Raw genomic sequence first — 16,938 nt, 5'->3', positions numbered from 1 at the left:
CCCCTCTTGGAGCCTTGCAACGGGCTCCCTCAACCGAAGGATTCGCCGCCATGCCCTGCTCACAGCCCGAGACATTTGACGTAATCATCATCGGTGGCGGCCAAGCGGCCTTGGCGGTGGCCTATTTCCTGCGGCGTACGCCTCTCTCGTTCGTCATCCTCGACGCCCAGGAAGAACCCGGTGGTGCCTGGCGGCATGGCTGGAACTCGCTGCGACTCTTTTCCCCGGCTACATGGAGTTCGATCCCCGGCTGGATGATGCCCCCCTCACAGGATGGCTATCCGTCGCGAGACCATGTGGTCGACTACCTCACGCAGTATGAACAGCGCTATCGATTTCCCGTGGTGCGACCGGTACAGGTCACCCGTGTGGAACGCACAGCAACGGGTTTGCGGGTACACACCCCCGAGAAGCACTGGGACGCCCGGGTCGTGGTCAGCGCAACGGGCACCTGGAGCAACCCCTACATCCCTCGTTACCCTGATGCAGCCTTGTTCGCTGGGCAGCAATTGCATTCGGCGGACTATGTCGAGGCATCCCCGTTCGCTGGCAAGAAGGTCCTGGTTGTAGGCGGTGGCAATTCAGGCGCGCAGATTCTGGCCGAGGTATCGAAAATCGCCGAGACCACTTGGGTCACGCCCATCGAGCCGCTATTCCTTCCCGACGCAGTGGATGGGCGCGTGTTGTTCGAGCGTGCCACCGAACGCTGGAAGGCCCAGCAGGAAGGTCGCGTCATCGACCAACCCGTGGGAGGGTTGGGTGACATCGTCATGGTAGCGCCGGTAATCGAGGCCCGTGAACGCAACGTCCTTCAGGCCGTCAGGCCTTTCGAGCGCTTTACTCGCAACGGTGTGATCTGGGCCGACGGCCGCGAATCAGCCGTGGACGTGGTGATCTGGTGCACCGGATTCAGGCCCGCCCTGCAGCACCTGGATGCGCTGGGAGTGCTCAACCACGAAGGTCGCGTGGAGGTCGAGGGCACTCACTCGATACAAGAGCCCAGGCTATGGCTGGTCGGCTACGGCGAGTGGACGGGATCGGCTTCCGCCACCCTGATCGGCGTTACACGCACCGCACGCAGCACGGTCGACGAGATAGTCGCCTTTCTCGCCGGACAATCTACGACCGATGCGCCTGCTTGAAGCACCGTACGGGGCCGGCCAGCGGTTATGGCACCGGGTAATCGCTTAGAAGCGTCCTATTTCCATGGTCGCGCACAGCCCCCCCTCAGTACGATTCTCCAAGCGTATGTGCCCTCCCAGTCGATCCGCGATGGTGCGTACAATCGTCAGCCCCAACCCTGCCCCTTGGTCATTGCCGCGGCTGTAGAACCGCTCGAAGAGCCGCTCACGCTCAGCCTCGTCGATACCCGGCCCCTGGTCTTCGACAGACAGTTCGTAGTGATCACCCTTCCTGGCCAGGCGTACGGTGATCGTGCCGTTGGCCGGAGAAAAATTGGCCGCGTTGGTCACCAGGTTGTTCAAGGCGATGTCGATAGCCACCGGGTCGATTCGAACCGGACCGATGTCATCGCTGACATCCAGCACCGGCTCCAGCCCTTTGCTCAACAACCAGGGGGTCAGTTGCACCAGGCTCGCCCGAACCGTGGCGGCCAGGTCGATGACCGCCGGCGTCGGAACGCCTGCCTGCGGTTCAAGCCGCGCCATGGTGAGCAATTGGTTAACCAGGCGCGTGGTGCGGTCGACCCCGGCAATCAGGTGTTCCAGGGACTCGCGACGGCTTTGCTCGCTCCCCGCCTCCATCAGGTTCTGTGCATGCACCCGCAGTACGGCCAAGGGTGTACGCATTTCATGGGCGGCGTCGGCGATGAAACGCCGCTCACGGCCCATCACTTCCTGGATCTGCGCCAATACACGGTTGAGTGCCGCCTGCATGGGCTCAAGCTCCGTAGGGAGCGGCATCATTTGCAAGGGTTCCAGGGAGCCGGGATGCCTGGCGCGCAACTTCGCCGCCATATCGACCAGGGGCTTGAGCCCCCAGCCGATGGCCAGCCAGATCACGGCCGCTAGCACCACGCTGCCGATCAGGTTGGGCACGACGGTGTGACGAACAATGCGGTCGACCAAGTCGGCACGCACGTCGTCACGCTCGCCCACCCAGATCTTCAACCCGTACTGCGCGTCGTCCAGGACGAACGCCCGCCACTTACGGTTCTTCTGGTCCACGATCTCGCTGAAACCGGGCGCAATCGGGGGTGAGGTGAACGACGGTGCGCTGGTGGTATGAACCAGCACCGAACCTTGTGAGTTCCAGACCTGGAAAGCGATCTTGCTTTCATAGGGATGACCGTCGACTTTAGGCACCGCCTGCCCCAACGCCGAATTGAACGCCTGATACAGCTCGGCGTGTTCCTTGCTCGCCATCGGCATGCGCATCACACCCTGCAGCAGCCGGGCATTCTGCGCCAATTGGGCGTCGTAGACCTCGGCGATTTCGTGGTTGCTGTCATACAGGTTGAATACCGTGATGATCAACAGGCCAAGGAACAGCAGGCCTAGGATCAACGTGAGGGTACGCCGCCGGATCGAACTCATCGGCGCTCCTCCACCAGGTAACCGACACCGCGAATGGTACGGATCAGGTCGGTGGAGAATTTCTTGCGCAGGTGATGGATATGCACTTCCAGCGTGTTGCTCTCGGCCTCCTCGCTCCAACCGTAGAGCAACTGCATCAAATGATCGCGCGTCATGACGCGGCCCGGCGGCGAGAGCAGTTCATGGAGCAACTGATACTCCTTGGGCGTCAGGGCCACCGGCTTGCCCTGGTAACTGACTTGCTGGGTGCCAGGGTTCAGGCTGATGCCGGCATGCTCGATCAACGCCTGGGCGCGGCCGGCGCTGCGACGCAACAAGGCCCGTAGCCGGGCCTTGAGTTCCGCCAGGTCGAAGGGTTTGACCAGATAGTCGTCAGCCCCGGCGTCCAACCCGGCGATGCGATCCTCGGTGGCATCGCGGGCGGTGAGGATCAGCACCGGCAGGTTGGAACCACTGTCACGCAAGCGCCGCAACACCTGCAAGCCGTCCATGCGTGGCAAGCCAAGGTCAAGCACCGCCAGGTCGAAAGTCTCACTGAGCAGCGAATGCAAGGCGCTGCTGCCGTCCTTCACCCAGTCGACGGTATAGCCTTCGCGACTCAAGGCCTGATGGATGCCCTCCCCCAAGGCCACGTCATCTTCGATCAGTAATAAACGCACACGCGCTCCTGTCAGTTCAGTTGCTTGTTCACATCCACCAGTAACGCGTCGATCTCCTTGCGGCGCCCGGCATCGGCCGTTTCCCGACCTGGCCGCGGTGCTGCCTGCAAGGCTTTTTGCAGCGCTGCCTTGGCTTCGCTGTAGCGTTTCTGACGGTAGAGGTGATCCCCCCAAAAGTACAGGCTGTCGATGCCGTTCGGGTTGAGTTGCAATGCTTGCTTGAGCAATTGCTCGGCCTTGTCCGAGTCGCCGAAACCCAGGGGCCAGCCCGGTACCCGGTCGTAGAGTGCGCCGAGACTGGTGTAGGCCGAGCCTTGCAGGGCCTTGGGGTCCAGGGTCAGGGCTTTTTCCAGGTCGCCCTTGGCGTCCTTGACCTTGCCCAGCGCACCGAGCCCACCCTTGGCACCGGCCCAACTGCTGTTGACGATGCCGGACCAGATCCATGCTTCGGCCACCGATTGGCGCTCCTGCTTGAATGCCGAGGCCTGGGTCGCGAGTTTTTCGAACGCATCGGCGCGTTGGCCTTCTGGCAATTCATATTGAATATGGGCCCAGCGCTGCTGGATGTCGCTGAGACGTTGCTGGTCGGCCGCCTCCAATGCCCAGACGCTTTGGCTCAGGGTGCCGATCAACAGGCAAGCGAGGATTTTTTTCATGGCTTGAGATGCTCGTTTTCGGGTTTGTGACTGAGACGGCGCACCAGTGGCAATTGCTTGCGCAGGCCACGGTCCACCAAGTTGGGAAGCAGGCTGTTGAGGCCGACGAAAAAGCGTTCAGGCCAGCCCAGATACAGCTCGCGCCGGTCGCCGATAATCGCGTGGATCACCGCCGCCGCCACGGTTTGCGGGTCGTCGACGTTGGCCTTGAGGGCCTGGTTGAGCGCGTCGGCTGCCGGGCTGTTCATCGAGGTACGGGTGGCCCGGGGCGCCACGTAGAGCACTCCGATACGGGTGTCGGCCAACTCCCGGCGCAAAGCTTCGGAAAAACCGCGCAAGGCAAACTTGCTGGCGCAGTAACTGGCGTAGCCCGGGTAGCCGATTGATCCGTAGGTCGAACCGACGTTCACCACCATCGCGCTGTCGGCCTGCTTGAGCAGCGGCAACAGTATTTTGGTCAGGCAGATCGGCGCGCTGATGTTCAGCGCCAGCATGGCGTTGATCTCGCTGTCGTCGAGTTGTTCGAGCATGGCGAAGTGGTTCACGCCGGCGGCATTGATCAGCAGGTTGATGCCGCCCTGGGCTTCGGCGGCGACCAGCACTTTGCGTCGGTCGGCGAGAAAGGTCAGGTCGGCTTCGACCCAGCTCAAGTGCTGCGGATAACGCTCCAGCAACGACTGCAAGGCTTCGCGATGCCTGGCCACGGCCAGCACCCGCGCGCCACTGGCGCACAGGGCAGCGGCGATGGCCTGGCCGATTCCACCGCTGGCGCCCGTCAGCACGACACGCGCATCACACAGGCGCATGTTCAGGCTCCCCGTCACGAGGCAGGCCCCGGAACATGTCGGTGTACAACCGGTACACCACCTTGGAGGCATGGATCACCGCAGCCTGGTCCGCCGGATCGTCCAGGCGGTTCATCAGGCCGCGATAGGTCTGCATATGCTCGATGTCGAGCGATCCATGGGAGCTGAGGTAACTGAACGCCGTGGGCGGCAGTTCCAGGCGCTGGCGGATGCTGTCGGCGGCATGGGTCGCCAGGGCGATACTGGTACCCTCCAGCACATTGACCATGCCGAACAGGCCAACCGGGTTGCCTCGGGCGATCAAGTCATAGAGGTAACTGACCATCAGCTCGATGGGTAACGAAGGCTGGCCGTTGCGCACCGCTTCCTTATCGCCACCGCACACGGCAATGTCATCCAGCACCCATTGCTCGTGGCCGTACTCTTCGTCGATGTATTCGCACACGGCCTTGCGCAGCCATTCCAGGTGCGTTGGCAGGCGCGCCCCACACGCCATCATCAACGGCACCGTATGGCGCACGTGGTAATACGCCTGGATCAGGAAGCCCCGGTAACTGGCCAGGCTGACCTGGCCGTCGAGGGCGTCGCGGATGATCGGCAGATTGAACAGGGTCTGGCGCTCTTGCTGGGTGGCTTCTTGCAACGAGTCAAAAAAACTCATGATGGGGATTCCTCGGACAAGACAGATGAAGTGAGCTGCGCGCGGTAATGCTCGACGATGGCCTCCCGGCGTGGCCGGCCATTGGCGGTGAGCATGCCGTTGGCAGCGCTGAAGGGTTGGTCCAGGCGCGTCCAGTGATGGACCCGCGCGTAGTCGGGCAGCGTGTCGTTGGCCTTGGCCACGGCCAGCTCCAGCGTTTGATCCGTGCAGTCGGCCCGGGCGGGCCAGAGCAGTGCATGGTTGTGCGGCATGGCTTCGCCATAGACAAAGGCCTGGGCAACGTCACCGCCCTGGGTGAGTTCGGCTTCAACCCATTCGGGGTTCACGTTGCGACCGAAACTGGTGACGAATTGGTGTTTCTTGCGACCGCGCAGGTAAAGGAAACCGTCTTCATCGAACTCACCCAGGTCGCCGCTGCGCCACCACTCGCTGGCGTGCGCAGGCTCCCCCAGATAACCGAGCAGCGTCGAGCCCTTGATCAGGACTTCGCCATCATCGGCCAATCGGATCTCCACATGGGGCAGTGGCTGGCCGACACTGCCGGCACGATGAGCCTCTGGCCGATTGAGGCACACCACCGAGGCGCATTCCGACAGCCCATAACCTTCAAACACCGGCAAGCCAACACGCTGGGCCCGTTGCAACAAATCGTGGGAGACCCGTGCCCCGCCGACGGCGGCGAATCGCACGATGTGCGGGTTGAACAGCTTCTGTTCGGCGGCCGTGACCAACATCAACAGCAACTGCGGAACCAGGATCAGGCTCTGCGCCCGACGCTCGGCCAGGCATCCCAGCAGCCGCGTCGGGTCGACCCCACTGGCGCCCTGGATGCCGAGGGTTTTCTGGCTGGGCAGGCTCAGCATGGCACCGGCATACAACGCCGCGTAGCAGCCAAGGTTTTCCAACAGAATCGCCAGGGGCAGCAATGCCAAGTGATGCCTGGCCTCGACCGGTTGGCTGGCCTGTTCCAGTTCACGGGCCACCCGCAACAGGCTGTCGGCGCTCAGGCAGACGCCTTTGGGCGTGCCGGTGGTTCCGGAAGTGAAGGTCAGCTTGGCGGTGCCTGCCGGCAGACGACTCGGCCCGTCGAAATGCCGCCGCCAGAACTCGCCACTGTGCTGGTATCCGGCGGCTTGCAGTTGCGTTTCGAACGCAGGCTCGGCAATCACCCGCTCGGCCTGGCTCTGCTCAAGGCAGTGGCGACGTTGAGCCTGGCTGAAAAAACCGGGCAGGATGACGCAGGCCAGCCCTTCGAACAGCGCGGCAAGGTCCCAGAGCATCGCTTCGATGCCGTTGTCCAGGGCCAGGGCTACAACGCTGATGTGTTCATCGCGCAGGCGTTGCTGGCGGTACACCACTTCGGAATAAAGCGTTGCGTAGTCGAGCTGCGCACCGTCGCCCCACAGCGCAATAGCGTGCCCCCTGCGCTCGGCATGCCCACGCAGGGTGCGTTTGAACCGTTCCATCTCAGGCGACATGGCTGGTCTCCCCGAGATCCGTCGACAGTCCCAGCCGAGTGAACAGGCCGGTATTGCGCAGGTGAATGAAACCGGCGCGGATGTTTCCGACATGAACCCACGGCTGGCTCTCGTAGTAACGCCCCCAGAGGTGACGCTCCTCACCGAGTCGCTGCGGATCGGCCGGGCACAGGGTCACGGGCTTGAGGCCCAGGCGATGGAAGCTGTTGACCAGGCCGATGTTGCCAGTGAACGCAACCCACTCCAGGCCGCCCATGGCCAACAGATAAGTGATCGCGATGATGCTCAGCCGGGCGCTGCCCGTGTCGCTGGCGGCCAGGTTGCCAACTTCGACGATGCCGGCGCGGTCCACCATTCGATCGGCGGCGACACTGATCAAGGGCTCGATGGGGCTGTCCAGATAACGTTCGAGGAACAGCGGCCCCTGGGCGGCCCGGCGCACGCCAGCAGCTGCGCAGAGCGTGCCATGGACATCGTCGAGCCCGAACAGCTGCGGCATGAAGTGACGAATATCGGCGCCGTGGACGTGGCGAAAACGCTGTTGGATGAACGCTTCTAACTCAGCCCGCCGCGGTTGTCCCGGCAAGGCTCGGTGCAAGTGGCGAGCCGGCAGGCCGGCGTCACCGAAGGCCAGCGGCAAGTGGATGTTCCAGTCAAAATCGGGCATGGCGCAACGTTCTCCCTCGGGCTATTGGGGAGAAGTATCGAGGCCGTTTCTTAACGAAGTCTGAAGATAGGCAGTTTGCGTACGCTTGAGAAATAGTCCGATCAAACACGGGCTGCCTTTGTTTGTTTTTCCGTAGTACAGTAGGCAAAACCCGATAAATATCCACCTTGAGATGACCTGAAGTGCCAGGCCCGACGTCAATGGACCCGCACACCCCGTCATCCTTCTACCGCGGCGGTAATTGCATGATCGACATCACCGAAGTCTCCATTGCCCAACTGCGCGCCGCGCTGGAATCGGGCCAGACCACAGCGGTAGCGCTTGTCCAGGCCTACCTCGCCAGGATCGATGCCTACGACGGCCCCGACACACCCACGGCCCTCAACGCAGTGGTGGTGCGCAACCCGGATGCGCTGAAGGAAGCGCAGGCTTCCGATGCCCGTCGGGCCAGTGGCCGGCCCCTCGGCCCACTCGACGGCATTCCCTATACGGCCAAGGACAGCTATCTGGTCAAAGGGCTCACCGCCGCCTCTGGAAGTCCGGCGTTCAAGGACCTGGTGGCTTATCGCGATGCGTTCACCATCGAACGGCTGCGCGCCGCCGGGGCCATCTGCCTGGGCAAGACCAACATGCCGCCCATGGCCAATGGCGGGATGCAGCGCGGGGTGTATGGCCGGGCGGAAAGCCCGTACAACGGCGACTACCTCACCGCGCCCTTTGCCTCCGGCTCCTCGAACGGTGCGGGCACGGCAACCGCCGCCAGTTTCGCGGCGTTCGGCCTTGCCGAAGAAACCTGGTCGAGTGGGCGCGGCCCGGCGTCGAACAACGGCCTGTGTGCCTACACGCCGTCGCGTGGGGTGATTTCGGTGCGGGGCAATTGGCCGTTGACGCCCACGATGGACGTCGTCGTGCCCTTCGCCAGGACCATGGCCGACCTGCTCGAGGTGCTGGACGTGGTGGTCGCCGAAGACCCGGACACCCGTGGCGACCTGTGGCGGTTGCAACCCTGGGTGCCGATTCCAAGCGTCGAGTCGGTTCGTCCCGCCTCGTATCCGAGCCTTGCCACAAACCCGGGGGCGCTGGCCGGCATTCGGTTCGGCGTGCCACGGATGTACATCAACGCGGACCCTGAAGCCGGCACGGCCGAGGCCCCCGGCATCGGCGGCCCGACGGGGCAGCGAATCGTCACCCGTGCCTCGGTGATCGACCTTTGGGAGCAAGCCCGCCAGGCCCTGGAAGCTTGTGGCGCCGAAGTGATCGAGGTGGATTTTCCGCTGGTGTCCAACTGCGAGGGCGACCGTCCCGGCGCACCGACGGTGTTCACCCGCGGCCTGGTTTCCAAGGAATTCCTGCACCATGAATTGTGGGACCTGTCGGCCTGGGCATTCGATGACTTCCTGCGGGCCAACGGTGACCCGAAATTGCATCGCCTGGCCGACGTCGACGGACCGAAGATCTTCCCCCACGACCCGGGCACCCTGCCCAACCGGGAGGACGATCTGGCCGCCGGCATGGACGAGTATGTGAAGATGGCCCAACGCGGCATTACGCCCTGGGACCAGATCCCGACGCTGCCCGACGGGTTGAGGGGGCTTGAAGCGACACGCCGGATCGACCTGGAAGACTGGATGGAGCGGCTGGGCCTGGACGCGGTGATCTTCCCGACCGTCGCCGACGTCGGACCGGCGGATGCGGATATCAATCCGGAATCTGCCGATATCGCCTGGAGCAACGGGGTCTGGGTCGCCAACGGCAACCTCGCCATCCGCCACCTGGGCGTACCCACGGTCACCGTGCCCATGGGCGTCATGGCGGACATCGGCATGCCCGTCGGGCTGACATTCGCCGGGCGTGCCTATGACGATTCGAGGCTGTTGCAACTGGCGTCGGCGTTCGAGTCGATTGGCTCTAAGCGCCGGGTCCCGCCTCGGACACCGCCATTGTCGGCTTGAGCCGGTCCTTGGGGCTGCGCAGCGGCCCCCGGCACCATGCCTACAGCCGGAAATACTGCTGCATGGCACGGGCCAGCAGGCTCACGGCTTCATCGCCGCGTGATGCCTGGGCTCGCATGAACACCACCTCATGCTCCGCGATCAGCGGCAGCTCTTCGAGGATCCGCATGGCATCCGTCACCCGTCCACGGTCGATCAGGCTGATCGCCAACCCGGCCTCCACGCAGGCCTTGATGGCCTGGTTGGAGGGGCTTTCCAGGACGATGCGGGTCTTGCGCCCGCTTTGCCTGAGGGACTCCATCATCGCTTGTCGATAAGGGCACTGCGCCGCATGCACCGCCAGCGGCAGCGGCTCCATCGAAGCCGCCATCGTGTGGGCCGGCCCGACCCAGACCGGCGTAGTGGACACCAGCACTTGCACCTCTGCATTCGCCAGCCCCTTCGGCTGGGCAACCACCGCTGCCTGGAGCTTGCCGCGCTGCACCAGGTCGCGTAGCGCATAGCTTGGCGCGGTCTTGAGCTCCAGCACCACGTTGGGCCACGCGGCGGCGAAGGTCGGGAGGATGTCGCGGATCACATGGTCTGCGTACTCATCCGGCACCCCCAAGGTGATACGTCCCGCCAAACGGGTTCCGTGCAGGTCCGCCAGCACCCGGTCATGGGTGCTCAGCAGTTCCGTCGTCGCCACGAGCAAACGCTGGCCCAACGCGGTGAGGGATACCGATTGATTGTCCCGGTTGAGCAACCGCCCGCCAGCGACCGCTTCCAAACGCTGGATATGCACGCTGACCGCCGCCGGGCTTTTGTGCAGTTGGTCCGCCGCCGCACTGAATTTCCCGATCCGTGCCACCGCATGAAAAGTACGTATCAAGTCGATATCGAGTATGGCCGTCATGATTCAATCTTCGTGAACAACTGATGCATTACATTTTGATTTATTAGATTAGCCGGGTTTCGTAGCCTGTGGTCATGAACCCGAATAAATCGCTGACCTGCACTTCCCTGCCCCGGCCCGCCTGGTACTGGCTGATTCCATTGCCGTTACTCGAAGCGGCATTGCTGGTGTCGTGGAGCTCGGGATTCGTCGGCGCGCGCTATTCCATCGATTATGCGCCGGCCCTGCTGGTGGTCTTCTGGCGGTGTGTCGTGGTCACGCTCGTCCTGTTTCCCTTCGTCGCCAGGCCGCTACGCCGAACCTCGCCTAGCGTGCTGTTGAAGAACGCCGGCATCGGCCTCCTGGCGATGGCGGGCTACCTGGGCGGCATCACCCAAGGCATTGCCCTGGGTGTGCCGGCGGGCCTGGCCGCGCTGGTCGCCGACCTGCTGCCGATGGGCTTGGCACTGCTGGCCGCAGGCGTACTCCGGCAACGACTGGCCTGGCAGGTATGGGTGGGGCTGCTGATCGGCCTGCTCGGCGTCATGCTGGTGACCCAGGGCGCACTGGCGTTGGGCAATGCGCCCTTGTGGGCCTATGGCCTGCCGCTGCTTGGCATGTTCTCGCTCGCCGTCGCGACCCTGTGGCAGAAATACTTACCCGCCGAACAATCGCTGGGCCTGCTGCCCAACCTCTGGCTGCAGTGTTGCGTGTCGGGCCTGGCCTTCGCCCTGGTCGAGGGCGCCCATGGCAGCCTGACCCCGCTGCCCAGCACAGGCTTCGCACTGAGCGTATTGTGGACCGCGGGCCTGTCGACCATGGGCGGCTACGGCCTCTATTGGTTGTGCCTGCGCCGCGCAACCGCCACCCGCGTCGCCAGTGTCCTGTACCTCAGCCCGCCCATTACGATGCTCTGGGCCTGGGCCATGTTCAACGAACCGCTTTCCTGGCAGATGGTGGTGGAGATGGCGGTGTCCGGGATCGGCATCTGGCTGGTCGTCGGCGCCGAAGCCCGTTCAAGATAGCAAGATCGATCGAGCGCATTGTGCTCGCCGGCTTCATGCTGGTGGCCTTTACTGGGAAAGACCATGACCGACACAAAAAAGCATTACCAATCCCGCATTGCAGAAGGTGCTCGATTACATCGACCTGCATCTTGATGGCTGCCTGGACCTGGACACCTTGAGCGGCGTTGCGGCTTTTTCGAAATACCATTTTCACCGGCAGTTCATGGCGACGTTCAGCTTGCCCTTGAATCGCTACCCATTACCGCGCTCTTTCTGCCGCTCAGGTGAGCGCCTAGTGGGTAATGCCAGTCAGTTGAGGATCAAACGGCACAAAACCTGTGGGAGCAAAGCTTGCTCGCGATAGCGGCAAACCCGTCACTGGGTTGCCGACTGGCTCACCCCAATCGCGAGCAAGCTTTGCTCTCACGGGTATGAGGCTTAACTGACTGGCACTATCATCTAGTGAGCGCTTTTTTCCTGTCTAGCCAATGTACGAGTAAACGGCGAAATCAAACCCATTGAAGGGAAAGGAAGCAACTTCTTTCATACCCATTTTCAAATGCGCACGGAGCGAGGGTTCATTGTCCTTGCGTATGAAAAGAATACCTTCACGCCCCCGCTCGAGTCGCCGGAGCTCCGCGAACATTCGCTGGGCCAAACCCTTGCCACGCTCCGCCTCACCCACGCAAATCGGACCATAGACATAAGCATCCGGCGCTCCATGATAAGCGGCGAACATCGCTTGTACGATCGGTAGGTCGGCATTCATCTCCCGCGTGGTGGTCATCAGGAAACCGCTGATACGGCCCTCTCGACGCGCAACAATCAAAGGCATTTCCTGCATCATCGCTGCCACACGGGCCCTTGGCAGGCTCGCAGAAAGCGAGCCGCCGCGGGCCATCTGATTCGCGGCCTGAAGCGCCAGGATCCCGTCCAGGTCGGCCTCATTGGCTCTGCCGACATCGGTTTCATGGTTCGTCATTGGAGATATCTCTGCTGGCTAGTTAAATGACTACTTCTACCGTGCCTGCCAAAAGATTAGTACAGGTCAACAATTACAGGATTTATACCTCGACAACGTGGCCCCCAATCCATAGACAGAACCAATACATTGCATTGCATATCGGTCTTGGACGCTATAGCTAAAGCGGCAGATGATGGCTTCAACCAAGCGACATCAACCCGATCCAAACCGATAGGAGCTACGCCATGCAACAGTCCCACGCCTACAACGACATCAGCCTGGCCCTGACCACCGAAGTGCTGGATGCCAAGGCACGCAAGCACCTGTCCTGGCAGGACTTGGCCGATGGCACCGGCCTGAGCCTCGCCTACGTCACCGCCGCCCTACTCGGCCAGCATCCATTGCCGGAACACGCGGCGAAGGTGATTGGCGAGAAGCTCGACCTGACCGCCGACTCGGTCGCCCGTCTGCAGATCATTCCCCTGCGCGGCAGCCTCGCTGGCGTGCCGACCGATCCGACGATCTATCGCTTTTACGAAATGATCCAGATCTACGGCACCACCCTCAAGGCCCTGGTTCATGAGCAGTTCGGCGACGGCATCATCAGCGCGATCAACTTCAAGCTCGACATCAAGAAAATCGAAGACCCTGAAGGCGGCTCGCGTGCGGTGATCACACTGGACGGCAAGTTCCTGCCCCTGCGTCCGTTCTGATCGTCCCGCTGGCCCCAGGCGAACCTGAGGCTTCGCTTCAAACAACTTATCGCTGATTTGAACTCGCTACTCATTCTTGCGTGGAGCATGACTCATGAAAAAAATCCTGTTTCTGGCCCTGTCGCTGACCGCCTCGCTGTCGGCCCATGCCCAACCGTCCACCGCACCTGCGGACATCGTTTCCTATGCCTACGGCATGCATCTGGACATCGCCCAGGTGGTGGACATCACCACGCCCGCCGATGTCTGCGGTCCGACCCCAGTGCAAATGACTTATCGCGACTCCCAAGGTGAAACCCACATTCTTGAATACAGCCTGATCGGCAACGGCTGCACGAACTGATAACACCCTATTCATTGGAGGCAAGCAGCATGAAAGCGCTGATCGAAGGTTTCCTGAAGTTCCAGCAAGAGGTCTTTCCACAACGCACGGACCTGTTCAAACACCTGGCCACCACGCAACACCCGGGCACGTTGTTCATCACCTGTTCCGACAGCCGCGTTGTACCGGAGCTGCTGACCCAGCAGGAACCCGGCGAACTGTTCGTGATCCGTAACGCCGGCAACATCGTGCCATCCTATAGCCCTCACCCGGGCGGTGTTTCCGCGACGGTGGAATATGCCGTCGCGGTGCTGGGCGTGAGGGATATCGTGATCTGTGGTCATTCCGATTGCGGTGCCATGACCGCCGTCGCCAAATGCGCCTGCATGAATCACCTGCCGGCGGTCAGCGGTTGGCTGCAACACGCCGAGTCGGCACGGGTCATCAATGAATCACGGCCTCACGTCGATGACGCGGCGAAAGTCAGTTCGATGGTGCGTGAAAACGTCATCGCCCAATTGGCGAACATCCAGACGCACCCGAGTGTGCGGCTGGCCCAGGAGAAGGGCTTGCTCAACCTGCACGGCTGGGTCTATGACATCGAGACCGGCTCCATCGACGCCCTGGACGCCGACAATCGCAGCTTCAGGTCCTTGGCGGACAACCCCCAGGCGTGTGCCGTACCGGCCCGGACGGCGACTGCCGCGTGAGGATCGCTGCCTGGTCTAGGGCAGTTGCACACCTCGATCACTGTGGCGAGGGCGCTTGCTCCCGCTGGGCTGCGCAGCGGCCCCAAAGCCATCCACCCCGTGCAACAGTGTCTCCACGAAAGCCACGGACGCCGCGCTGTGATAGTTGTTCTTGCGCCGCAACAGCGAAGCTCCACGCCGGGGCGCCGCGTCCTGCAGCGCCAGCTTGCGCAGTGCGCGCTCCTGGGTGGCGATGGGTTCCGGAAGAATGGTGGCGACGGCCGAATGCCCGATCACTTCCAGCAACGTGCTGACCGAATTGACCTCAATGCTCACCTTGGGCGTGATCCGAGCCTGGACGAAGTAGTCGTCGATGCACGTACGGGTGGCAAAGTCCGGGCTCAACAAGGCGAACTCCAGTTGCCCGACCTGCTCAGCCGTCAGCGCGGCCTGACAGTCATACAACGGGTGATTGCGCCCCACCATCAGCCCCAGGGTTTCGGTGAACGCCGGGATCGATTCGACATCGGTGCTCCTGACCTGATCGAATGCGATGGCGATGTCTAACGTGTCATTCGCCAAGCCCTCCTCGATATCGACCATCGACAACTCGAAGATTTGCAGGTGGATATTCGGGTATCGCGCGCGGTAGTCACGCACCAGCGGCCCGACCAGGTAAGCCATGAACGTCGGGGTCATGGCCAGCCTCAAGCTGCCGCGGGACAGGTCCTTGACGTCGTGCAGCGCACGCTTGCCGGCGGCCAGCTCCACCAGCACCCGCCGGGCGCATTCGATATAGGCCACCCCGGCATCCGTGGGCCTGACTGTGCGAGACGTGCGGTCGAACAGACTCACTCCGAGGGTTTCTTCCAGTTGCCGGATCTGTTGCGACAGGGTCGGCTGCGACACGTGCAGCACCTCGGCGGCACGCGTGAAACCGCCGTGGTCAGCGACCGCCAACAGATAGCGCAAGTGACGTAGCAACATCGGAACCACCACCTGGAGCTTGGGTAATTGCGATGCATTGTATAGGGGACATGTCGCATCCACATCCGCCACGGGCTCAGCGTCACCTTTTAGCGGGTCGGCGTCAGCCTCAGCACCCGCATCACAAAAGCGCCCGCCTTCGCCAGCATGGCGCCGCTCATACTCGGCTGGCACAGGACGTTCGAAACAGGTGCTGCAGACTCGCTGGCCAGGGCGCCCATCAACTGGGGCAACAGGAATCCGCTTTCGTATTCTGGGTGAATCGCAACAGAGGTGTCCGACCAAGGGTTGCCAGTGCAGGTGACGTCGATCATGGGAAATCTCCTGGGTAATGGAGAACGCTGCGACGGCCCGAAACGGTCGATCGCTTCTGGGGTCAGTTTCACTGGCGAACAGTTCTTAGAGAATGCCCAGGAATCTGATGACTTGATTGCGCCATCTGAAACAATCGCCCAGGGCAGCCAAAAAAGCCCCGGTGTCGTTGAGGCAACCGGGGCTTGGGAGCGGCTATGAATCACGCCGGCTTTTGCAGCGTGTCGTACGCTTCAAGCGAGCGCAGCGAGTAGATGTAGGCAGCCCCCGCATTCAACGAAATCGCGGTGGCCAGGGCCGCTGCAACCTCCTCACGGCTCGCACCCGCCTTGATCGCCGCATCCGTGTGGGCGGCAATACAGCCGTCGCAACGGGTGGTCACGGCGATGGCGATCGAGATCAGCTCGCGGGTCTTGGCATCGAGCACGTTGTTTTCGCTGGCGGCTTCCCCGAGCGCCATATAGGCCTTGACCATTTTCGGGTTGCTGCGGCCCAGCGCGCCAAACGCTTTCTGAATGGTGGGCAACAATTCGGACCAATTATTGAACATGGCATTAACTCCTGAGTGGGTTGGGTGTACTGTTTTGACGCCCTCAGTTTTTCACCCTGGCGCCACTCGGTTTTGCTCAATCCGCTCAGTTTTTTTGGCGAAACGCTCAAATGAATGCGATCGATAAACTCATCAGCCTGGCCAACGTTCGCGGCAGCCTGGACCTGCGTTGTCAGTTCCAGGGCGACTGGGCCCTGGATCACGGCCAGCATGCCCTGGGCACGGCGCCCTATCACATCGTGCTGGCCGGCGAATGCCGCGTCGAGTTTGCCGATGGGCAGCGCTTGCCCATGCGTGCCGGTGACATCCTGCTGCTGCCGCGCGGCGCCCCGCACCTCATGCACAGCCCTGGGAAAATGGTGACGCCGACCTCACCCCGGATCGTGACCGGAGGCGCCTTGCCGATTCACCGCATTGGCGGTGCCAGCGCGGAGCTGGACATGCTTTGCGGTGGTTTTCACTTCAACCGGGCTTCGTTGCTGTTCAGCGCCCTGCCCGACTACCTGGTGATTCCCAGCGGCGCCTTACCGGCCAACGGACCTTTGCCGGCGTTGGTGGAGATCCTTCGCGGGGAAGCGGATGGGAACCAGCCCGGCGCTCGCTTCCTGCTCGACGCCTTGTCCCAGGCCCTGTTCACCCTGATCCTGCGTGCGCACCTGGCGAGTCATGGCCAGGACAGCGGCGCGCTGGCCCTGCTCGGCGACAAGCGCCTGGGCCGGGCCTGGCAGGCGATGCTGGCGGACCCTGCGCACGAGTGGACCATTCAAGGCCTGGCAGACCTCGCGAGCATGTCCCGAGCCAATTTCATGCGCGCATTCGTCAAGCTGGCCGGCGTCTCGCCGTGGGTGCTTCTGACGCACGTAAGAATGGAGTTGGCCTTCAGTCTGCTCAGGCACTCACACCTGGGGCTGAGCGATATTGCCGTACAGGTCGGCTACCAATCCCAGGCTGCGTTCAGCAAGAAGTTCAAGGAAATCTACGGTGAGGCGCCAGGGCGGGTGCGCCGTGGGATCCAGGCCCCAAACGCACGCTGACCATCAAGAGATATCCGCTCGCAGGGCCGGGTGCTCGCGCAGGTGCTCGACG

19 protein-coding genes are annotated in these 16,938 nt (G+C 62.5%); 7 read left to right on the top strand and 12 right to left on the bottom strand.

Features of this window, described 5'->3' with window-relative positions:
- Nucleotides 1-50: 50 nt before the first annotated feature.
- Nucleotides 51-1,142 (top strand): ArsO family NAD(P)H-dependent flavin-containing monooxygenase, encoded by a 1,092-nt coding sequence (locus BM317_RS04900; protein ID WP_092473300.1) that lies wholly within the window; start codon nucleotides 51-53, stop codon nucleotides 1,140-1,142.
- Between the two features lie 45 nt (nucleotides 1,143-1,187).
- On the opposite strand, the gene BM317_RS04895 is transcribed toward BM317_RS04900, so the two are convergent.
- From BM317_RS04895 to BM317_RS04865, 7 genes are read right to left on the bottom strand one after another with little or no spacing between them, the layout of a single operon-like run.
- Nucleotides 1,188-2,555 (bottom strand): sensor histidine kinase, encoded by a 1,368-nt coding sequence (locus tag BM317_RS04895; protein ID WP_092165163.1) that lies wholly within the window; start codon nucleotides 2,553-2,555, stop codon nucleotides 1,188-1,190.
- On the bottom strand, nucleotides 2,552-3,214 hold the full coding sequence (locus BM317_RS04890) for a response regulator (protein ID WP_092165161.1): 663 nt from the start codon (nucleotides 3,212-3,214) through the stop codon (nucleotides 2,552-2,554). Before BM317_RS04890 ends, BM317_RS04895 begins: the two co-directional genes overlap by 4 nt.
- An 11-nt stretch (nucleotides 3,215-3,225) precedes the next feature.
- Nucleotides 3,226-3,870: a tetratricopeptide repeat protein gene (locus BM317_RS04885; protein WP_092473298.1), complete on the bottom strand. Its 645-nt coding sequence runs from the start codon at nucleotides 3,868-3,870 to the stop codon at nucleotides 3,226-3,228.
- Nucleotides 3,867-4,676, bottom strand: coding sequence for an SDR family oxidoreductase (locus BM317_RS04880; RefSeq protein WP_092473296.1), 810 nt, complete (start codon nucleotides 4,674-4,676; stop codon nucleotides 3,867-3,869). The genes BM317_RS04885 and BM317_RS04880 overlap by 4 nt, the downstream gene beginning before the upstream one ends.
- A complete protein-coding gene (locus BM317_RS04875; RefSeq protein WP_092473294.1) occupies nucleotides 4,663-5,337 on the bottom strand; it encodes an iron-containing redox enzyme family protein in 675 nt (224 codons plus the stop codon). The genes BM317_RS04880 and BM317_RS04875 overlap by 14 nt, the downstream gene beginning before the upstream one ends.
- Nucleotides 5,334-6,815 (bottom strand): AMP-binding protein, encoded by a 1,482-nt coding sequence (locus BM317_RS04870; RefSeq protein WP_092473292.1) that lies wholly within the window; start codon nucleotides 6,813-6,815, stop codon nucleotides 5,334-5,336. The genes BM317_RS04875 and BM317_RS04870 overlap by 4 nt, the downstream gene beginning before the upstream one ends.
- Nucleotides 6,805-7,482, bottom strand: coding sequence for a thermostable hemolysin (locus BM317_RS04865; RefSeq protein WP_092473290.1), 678 nt, complete (start codon nucleotides 7,480-7,482; stop codon nucleotides 6,805-6,807). The genes BM317_RS04870 and BM317_RS04865 overlap by 11 nt, the downstream gene beginning before the upstream one ends.
- A gap of 245 nt (nucleotides 7,483-7,727) precedes the next feature.
- Between BM317_RS04865 and BM317_RS04860 the strand changes: the two genes are divergently transcribed.
- Complete coding sequence (locus BM317_RS04860; protein ID WP_092165629.1) at nucleotides 7,728-9,434, top strand: amidase; 1,707 nt, start codon at nucleotides 7,728-7,730, stop codon at nucleotides 9,432-9,434.
- A 40-nt stretch (nucleotides 9,435-9,474) separates the two neighbouring features.
- On the opposite strand, the gene BM317_RS04855 is transcribed toward BM317_RS04860, so the two are convergent.
- On the bottom strand, nucleotides 9,475-10,329 hold the full coding sequence (locus tag BM317_RS04855; protein ID WP_092473288.1) for a LysR family transcriptional regulator: 855 nt from the start codon (nucleotides 10,327-10,329) through the stop codon (nucleotides 9,475-9,477).
- A gap of 74 nt (nucleotides 10,330-10,403) precedes the next feature.
- Between BM317_RS04855 and BM317_RS04850 the strand changes: the two genes are divergently transcribed.
- The gene (locus BM317_RS04850; RefSeq protein WP_092473286.1) at nucleotides 10,404-11,333 is read left to right on the top strand and encodes a DMT family transporter; all 930 of its coding nucleotides are present in this window, start codon (nucleotides 10,404-10,406) and stop codon (nucleotides 11,331-11,333) included.
- 463 nt (nucleotides 11,334-11,796) lie between these two features.
- Here BM317_RS04850 and BM317_RS04840 read toward each other — a convergent pair whose 3' ends face one another.
- The gene (locus tag BM317_RS04840) at nucleotides 11,797-12,297 is read right to left on the bottom strand and encodes a GNAT family N-acetyltransferase (protein WP_170842261.1); all 501 of its coding nucleotides are present in this window, start codon (nucleotides 12,295-12,297) and stop codon (nucleotides 11,797-11,799) included.
- A gap of 227 nt (nucleotides 12,298-12,524) precedes the next feature.
- On the opposite strand from BM317_RS04840, the gene cynS reads away from it, so the two are divergent.
- The 3 genes from cynS to BM317_RS04825 all read left to right on the top strand — a co-directional run bounded on the left by cynS (nucleotide 12,525) and on the right by BM317_RS04825 (nucleotide 14,024).
- Complete coding sequence (cynS, locus tag BM317_RS04835; protein WP_092165146.1) at nucleotides 12,525-12,992, top strand: cyanase; 468 nt, start codon at nucleotides 12,525-12,527, stop codon at nucleotides 12,990-12,992.
- Between the two features lie 94 nt (nucleotides 12,993-13,086).
- Nucleotides 13,087-13,335, top strand: a complete 249-nt coding sequence (locus tag BM317_RS04830) for a DUF2790 domain-containing protein (protein WP_092165145.1) — start codon at nucleotides 13,087-13,089, stop codon at nucleotides 13,333-13,335.
- A 29-nt stretch (nucleotides 13,336-13,364) separates the two neighbouring features.
- Complete coding sequence (locus BM317_RS04825) at nucleotides 13,365-14,024, top strand: carbonic anhydrase (RefSeq protein ID WP_092165144.1); 660 nt, start codon at nucleotides 13,365-13,367, stop codon at nucleotides 14,022-14,024.
- Nucleotides 14,025-14,039: 15 nt separating this feature from the next.
- Here BM317_RS04825 and cynR read toward each other — a convergent pair whose 3' ends face one another.
- The 3 genes from cynR to BM317_RS04805 all read right to left on the bottom strand — a co-directional run bounded on the left by cynR (nucleotide 14,040) and on the right by BM317_RS04805 (nucleotide 15,852).
- Nucleotides 14,040-14,990 carry a transcriptional regulator CynR gene (gene cynR, locus BM317_RS04820; protein ID WP_092165143.1) on the bottom strand — a complete coding sequence of 317 codons (951 nt, stop codon included), beginning with the start codon at nucleotides 14,988-14,990 and terminating at the stop codon, nucleotides 14,040-14,042.
- An 89-nt stretch (nucleotides 14,991-15,079) separates the two neighbouring features.
- The gene (locus tag BM317_RS04815; protein WP_092165142.1) at nucleotides 15,080-15,304 is read right to left on the bottom strand and encodes a hypothetical protein; all 225 of its coding nucleotides are present in this window, start codon (nucleotides 15,302-15,304) and stop codon (nucleotides 15,080-15,082) included.
- A 200-nt stretch (nucleotides 15,305-15,504) separates the two neighbouring features.
- Nucleotides 15,505-15,852, bottom strand: coding sequence for a carboxymuconolactone decarboxylase family protein (locus BM317_RS04805; RefSeq protein WP_092165140.1), 348 nt, complete (start codon nucleotides 15,850-15,852; stop codon nucleotides 15,505-15,507).
- Nucleotides 15,853-15,962: 110 nt separating this feature from the next.
- Here BM317_RS04805 and BM317_RS04800 point away from each other — a divergent pair, with 110 nt between their 5' ends.
- Nucleotides 15,963-16,886 (top strand): AraC family transcriptional regulator, encoded by a 924-nt coding sequence (locus tag BM317_RS04800; protein WP_092165138.1) that lies wholly within the window; start codon nucleotides 15,963-15,965, stop codon nucleotides 16,884-16,886.
- Nucleotides 16,887-16,938: the final 52 nt, after the last annotated feature.

The organism is Pseudomonas sp. NFACC24-1 (genome assembly GCF_900115235.1).
GTDB lineage: Bacteria > Pseudomonadota > Gammaproteobacteria > Pseudomonadales > Pseudomonadaceae > Aquipseudomonas > Aquipseudomonas fluorescens_AA.
The sequence above is the reverse complement of the archived record's forward strand: the minus strand, read 5'-3'. Positions and strand labels throughout refer to the sequence as shown.